Source organism: Mahella sp., assembly GCF_020054945.1.
GTDB lineage: Bacteria > Bacillota > Clostridia > Mahellales > Mahellaceae > Mahella.
This window is the reverse complement of sequence record NZ_JAIHAU010000070.1, coordinates 1-5,978: the sequence shown is the minus strand read 5'-3', so window position 1 is coordinate 5,978 and position 5,978 is coordinate 1. Positions and strand designations below refer to the sequence as shown.

Sequence of the window (5,978 nt, the reverse complement as noted above, 5' to 3'; positions counted from 1 at the left end):
CATATAAAAAATCTATGAACAATATCCTATCATAAAGACCTTTAAATGTTTAGTGGCAAATTATCCCTTGGAATAATTTTTCTTCATGCTTTTGCCGTGTGCATATGTGATTCAGCATATATGCAAAAACTCCGGCAACAACATATCCACGTTGCTGCCGGAGCTTTATCTATGTCATCTTTTTATATAAGCCCTTTGGACTCGAGGAACTCTTTAGACACTTCAGCGGCATCCCTTCCTTCGCCATCGACATAATAATTGAGCTGCTGCATATCCTCTTCGGTTATAGCGCCAGCCAGCTTATTGAGCGCATCAGCGATTTCAGGATGTTTATCCAGCAAATCTCCTCTAACTAATGGCGCTGCATAATACGGCGGAAAGAATTGCTTATCATCTTCTAGTATCTTTAGGTTATGCGATACCAGCAGGCCATCAGTAGCAAAAGCGTCTATGACCTGAACCTCATCGCTATCTATAGCAGGATACCTTATACCAGTATCCATAGATTTCACATCCTTGAATTGAAATCCGTACTTTTCTACCAATCCAGGCAAGCCATCCGGTCTCTCCACAAATTCCATGGAGCACCCGAGCACTATTTGATCGGCTATTTTGCCTAAATCTGAAAATGTATTAAGATTATGTTGGGCGGCGAATTCCTCTTTTACCGCCAGAGTATAGGTATTATTAAAGCCCCAATGCTCCAGCCACACGAGATTCCATCTCTCTTTATATTCCTTTTTCACCGTGTCATAGGCCTCATCTGGATCGGTCGTGGGCTCCATCTGCAGTATATCAACCAAGCCGGTGCCGGTATAATCCATATAAATGTCTATACCGTTATCGCTGCCACCTTTTTTGATGGCTTCAAAGCATACATTAGTACCACCAAGATTGAGCTTTCTCTCAACCTTAAGATCTGTATGCGCCTCTATCAGATCCGCCATCATATTACCTACTATTACCTGTTCGGTAAAGTTTTTTGAACCGATAACCACTGTATCGCCGTCTCCGCCGGAGGTGTCACCTCCACCTTGGCATCCTGTTACTATAGCCAATATTAAAATCGTAAAGCTTAATACAATCGCTAATTTTCTTCTATTCATCAACTCATCCTTTCTTTGCTTAAATCAAGCCTTCTTCTTGCAAAAATTCCTTAGCCACATCGTAAGGATCCATGCCTTCAATATCCACCTTACCGTTCAGCTCGGCCATTTTAGCATCATCAAGCGTACCGCCAAGCTTATTTATCAGCTCTTCCAGGCCTGGAATCTCTTCAAGAGTATCAGTCCTGACCATTGGAACGGCATAGTATGGTGGGAAAAATTTCTTGTCATCTTCAAGCAATACAAGGTCAAACTCGGGTATACGCGCATCGGTTGAAAATGCAGATATTACATCTACTTCATTGTTCTTTATAGAGCTGTACATCAAGCCCGAATCCATCGGTACAACATCCTTAAACTCTATGCCATATGCTTCCTTCCAGCCCGGATATCCATCCGGCCTTTCGCTAAACTGCATAGAGCAACCCAATACGGCATCCTCAGCAACTTTTGCCAGATCCGAAGATTTGCTCAAACCATTAGCTTCAGCATAATCCCTTCTGACCGCCATAGCGTAGGTATTGTTAAATCCGAGCGGTTCCAGCCATTTTATATCCCATCTGTCAAGATAATTTTCCTTAACCACCTTATATGCCTCATCCGGATCCGTAATAAGATCCATTTGCAGCATTTGCATCAATCCGGAACCGGTATATTCGACTGCGGCATCTACCTCGCCGCTCACTATAGCATTATGCAACACCATAACGCCGTTTAATCCAAGCTTTCTGTCCACCTTAACATCCGGCATATTTTCCTCGACAAGAACAGCCAACATTTCACCGACGATAAACTGCTCTGTATAATTATCGGAGCCTACGACAAAGGTTTTGCTGGCTGTACTCGAGCCGCAACCGAGTAAGGCGCCAGATATCATAGCCAACAATAATATACAACTTATAAGCTTTATAGTTCTCATGCTTCGACCTCCTTCCCATTAGTATTTTTAAGCCCTTTGGGCGTAACGGCCTTTTCCACCAATCCTAAAGCAAAATCGACCAGCAGCGCCAATATCATAGCGGGTATGGCACCGGCCACTATCATTTGATTATTGACCATCGATATCCCTCTATATATAAACTGCCCCAATCCTCCTGCCCCTATCAATGCCGCTAGAGTAGTGAGTCCTACGCCGGTAACGGCCGATATCCTGACGCCTGCCATTATTACAGGCAATGCCAGAGGCAGTTGAACCATTCTCATAAGCTGGCTGTCGGTCATACCCATGCCTCGGCCGGCTTCTATCATTGCGCTGTCAACATTGCTAAGACCGGTATACGTGTTCTTTATAATCGGCAACAACGAATATAGAAATACCATGACGATAGCCGGAACGGTACCTATCCCTAAAAACGGAATAAGGAAGCCTAAAAGCGCCAAACTGGGCACTGCCTGAATAGCATTGGCTATACCGATGACTGTAGATGACAATTTGTTTACCCTCGTTATCAAAATACCGGCAGGTACACCTATAGCTATAGCTATAGCCACTGCCAAAGCCGTAAGGTATATGTGCTACCATGTAAGCGTAAATATCTGATCGCTGCGATCAATCATAAACATTATATATTCCATTATTGTATCCATACACTCACTCCTCCCCTACATATCTATCGCCGAGCACATTTACCAGGCTGCTCCTGGTTATCAGCCCTCTTAACCTGCCTTGTTCGTCAGTAACAGGTACATATCCTACATCGTTTTGTGCCATCAGCTTCAATATATCGGCCATTGAATCGTCCAACTTAACGCTTACTATGTCACGCTCATATATTTCTTCCAACCGCTTAGCCTTATTTGCGTTGCTTCGCACTTGCTTAGCAGTTACTATGCCTAAGAGCTTGTTTTTATCGTCTACTATGATAAGGCTATCGACGCTACTGCTGGACATTATCTCCAGAGCTTGGGTAAGCGTTCTGCTTGGCGTGGCCTTTATGGGATTTGTTATCATTATATCTTCGGCCTTTATATATTCAGGCTGCTGCCACATGCGCTTTTTACCTATGAATTCTTCGACAAATCCATGAGCCGGATGCCTTAACAGATTCTCCGATGTATCAAATTGAAGTACCTCGCCATCCCTCATGATACATATCCTATCCCCGAGTTTTAACGCTTCATCCATGTCATGTGTGACAAAAACTATCGTTTTATGCAATTCCTGTTGCAAATTGAACAATTCATCCTGCAATTGAACCCGCGTTATCGGATCCAAAGCACTGAAGGGTTCATCCATAAGTATAATGTCCGGATCAGCCGCCAGCGCTCTGGCAACACCTATCCTCTGCTGCTGTCCTCCCGAAAGTTCATTCGGATATCTGCTCATATATTCTTCCGGCGGCATGCCTACCAGCTCCATCAATTCCCTAATTCGCGCTGTTTTCTTATCTTCCGGCCAATTCTTCAGCGTTGGTATCAGTCCAATATTCTGCTCGACAGTCATATGTGGGAAAAGCCCTATCTGCTGTATAACATACCCTATATTCCTTCTCAATTCTATCGGATCAGCCTTTAGTATATTCTGATCATTGATATATATAGCTCCAGACGACGGCTCTATCAATCTGTTTATCATTTTGAGCGTTGTAGTTTTACCGCAACCGCTGGGACCTATAAGCACTGCTATTTCTGCATCATTGATCTCTATATTCAGATCTTTTATAACGGTCGTATCACCATAACGTTTGGCTACATTTTCAAATTTGATCATGCCCTTTATGCATCTCCTTCCAACAAACTTCAAACTCTATTATATACATTAAGTTGTTACATGTCAAATAAAAGGAAAAAGATGGATGTTGCTTTGAGCAATCTAAAAGCGCTTATCTCTCATATAAATACCCTTCGGTACGCAGTCTAACATTCTCATCCCCCGCTATAACCAAGACATCTTTAGCTTGTATATCGTTGTAGGGCCCCGGTGAAACGATTATAGTATTTCCCCTCTTTATAGCTATAATAGTAGCTCCTGTATTTTGCCAGAACTTCACTTCCGATATAGTTTTACCCGTTACATGGCTGTCTTCACGAACCTCTATTTCGGTTATATTATAAGGGGCCATATCATTGGCACCGCTGGCCCATGAGCATGCCACGGATACTATTTCTTTAAGCCTTTTATCCAGCTGTTCCCTTTCTTCCATAATATCACCGAGTTCCGCCAGCAACGACTCCAGCACTTTACTCTCCTCAAAGCGTTTTATATATTTGGCAGCAGCATCCTTGGATATAACTATTATACCTTTCCCTTGATACGTAGCCACAACACCCACATCCTGGAGCAATGAAACCGCTCTCCTTATAGTTTCGGGTGACACTTTGTAGCGTCCGGCCAAATTCGAGCGCCCATACAGCCTTTGTCCCTCATAAAATTCTCCTTCGGCTATCCTTTTTGCTATATCCAATGCTATGTTCTGATACCTTGGCCCTATCACATTCTCGTCCATATATTTATACCTTTCTACAAATCTCAACATTTTATATAGATTATATCAAATACTATACCAAAAACAATCTCTTTCCCATCCCCTTTATTTGTGTTAATATATTAAAAACAGTACGAAAGAGGATGAAATTTAAATATGCATTTGGATTGGAATGCCATGCGCGATGAAGTGGACAAATTGCTGGACGCCAAAGGTTTTAAAAAAAGCTTAAATAACAAATGGCAACTGGCCGCTCTCCTACATACAGAAGTGGTAGAATTACAGCTTGCCGATAATCCCGAAGAAGAAGAGCTGGAATTAGCCGACCTGTTTATACGCGCTTTAAATCTGGTTATAGCCAATGGCATGGATTTAAGCCAGTGCGATTTCTCGGATACATCATGGATGACGCTTCTAAAACAAAACAGGGATTTCCGCACGGTGGATTGCCTTAACTATGCCATAGTCCAATATACTGAAGCCATCAAAAAACACAAAGGTTTAAACGAAGAAAATCATGCTACAATTATGATACTTCAGGCTTTAATTCAATATGCCGATATGCTCGGGCTGGATATCAATCATATCTTCAGAAGAAAAATGGATATAAATTGGGGGCGCCCTTATCGCTACGGCACCGGCATGGAAGAATCCGCCTATTCTTAACTGCGATTCGGACGTTTCCAGCGATACATAGTGGTATAAGGCCTTCGCAGACTTTAACCACTACTTTTCGAATGAATTTTTGGGGATAAATTCTTCAAGGCCTGACCCGCGAAGCCTTTATGCTCACGCTTTTCACCGACCCTTGACAAGACCGGGTCCCAAAGAGATATAATATTTTTGGAGAGGGTTAAGGCGTTTTGGTTTCTGTTTCCCCTCCGTCGCCCTCGGCATCTTCTGATTATCCCTTTGGGTGGTATTGTCAAGGGAGACCGGCGACTCCCGAGTGGCCTGACCATGGCTCTATCCTCGCTGGGTTGCTGTTTGCTGCTTTAAGCGGTATGACGTACCGTTCATATTGAGTATATGGGCTCTAAAGGTTAAACGGTCTATCAAAAAGTGTTTGCAATATAGCTTCTTGGGTAGATAGCCACCTCCTCATTGCGATAATAGATCCTTACTGTTGTACCGTATCCCTTAACGGTAACATCCTTGCCTACAAGGCGAAGAGGAACCGAATATTGGCTACCGTCAAAACGTACTAGGCCAAATTCATTTACGCTGGCGGTGGCCTGGCATGCCGTATCAAATGGATATAAAGGCAATGATATCAAGTGAGCCCGATCTATCTCATAGGCCTCACCTACTATCTGGGAACGGCCCCGTATGGTATGTGAGCGGTACCTTATGCACCGCTCCAACAGCAGACGATTTAGCTCTTCTATGCTGTCCACGCGGGGAATAGGTACTAGCACATTGCGTCGGATGTATCCTACCAGACCTT

5 protein-coding genes and 2 pseudogenes are annotated in these 5,978 nt (G+C 43.3%); 1 reads left to right on the top strand and 6 read right to left on the bottom strand.

Translation table 11 applies throughout. The features are described from left to right. Window positions 1-182: 182 nt before the first annotated feature. The 5 genes and pseudogenes from JG770_RS10420 to JG770_RS10400 all read right to left on the bottom strand — a co-directional run bounded on the left by JG770_RS10420 (window position 183) and on the right by JG770_RS10400 (window position 4,552). Window positions 183-1,106 carry a glycine betaine ABC transporter substrate-binding protein gene (locus tag JG770_RS10420; protein WP_291958712.1) on the bottom strand — a complete coding sequence of 308 codons (924 nt, stop codon included), beginning with the start codon at window positions 1,104-1,106 and terminating at the stop codon, window positions 183-185. Between the two features lie 19 nt (window positions 1,107-1,125). After that, window positions 1,126-2,025, bottom strand: coding sequence for a glycine betaine ABC transporter substrate-binding protein (locus JG770_RS10415; RefSeq protein WP_291958709.1), 900 nt, complete (start codon window positions 2,023-2,025; stop codon window positions 1,126-1,128). Next, a pseudogene (locus JG770_RS10410) lies at window positions 2,022-2,693 on the bottom strand (ABC transporter permease). Before JG770_RS10410 ends, JG770_RS10415 begins: the two are co-directional and overlap by 4 nt. Before the next feature lie 4 nt (window positions 2,694-2,697). Beyond that, window positions 2,698-3,816, bottom strand: coding sequence for a betaine/proline/choline family ABC transporter ATP-binding protein (locus JG770_RS10405; protein ID WP_291958704.1), 1,119 nt, complete (start codon window positions 3,814-3,816; stop codon window positions 2,698-2,700). A 112-nt stretch (window positions 3,817-3,928) separates the two neighbouring features. Continuing rightward, entirely contained in the window at window positions 3,929-4,552 is a 624-nt protein-coding gene (locus JG770_RS10400; RefSeq protein WP_291958701.1) for a TrkA C-terminal domain-containing protein, read from the bottom strand. A 135-nt stretch (window positions 4,553-4,687) separates the two neighbouring features. Here JG770_RS10400 and JG770_RS10395 point away from each other — a divergent pair, with 135 nt between their 5' ends. Then, complete coding sequence (locus JG770_RS10395) at window positions 4,688-5,197, top strand: hypothetical protein (RefSeq protein WP_291958698.1); 510 nt, start codon at window positions 4,688-4,690, stop codon at window positions 5,195-5,197. A 389-nt stretch (window positions 5,198-5,586) separates the two neighbouring features. Here JG770_RS10395 and JG770_RS10390 read toward each other — a convergent pair. Further along, window positions 5,587-5,978 (bottom strand): annotated as a pseudogene (locus JG770_RS10390) (IS21 family transposase); the annotation flags it as partial.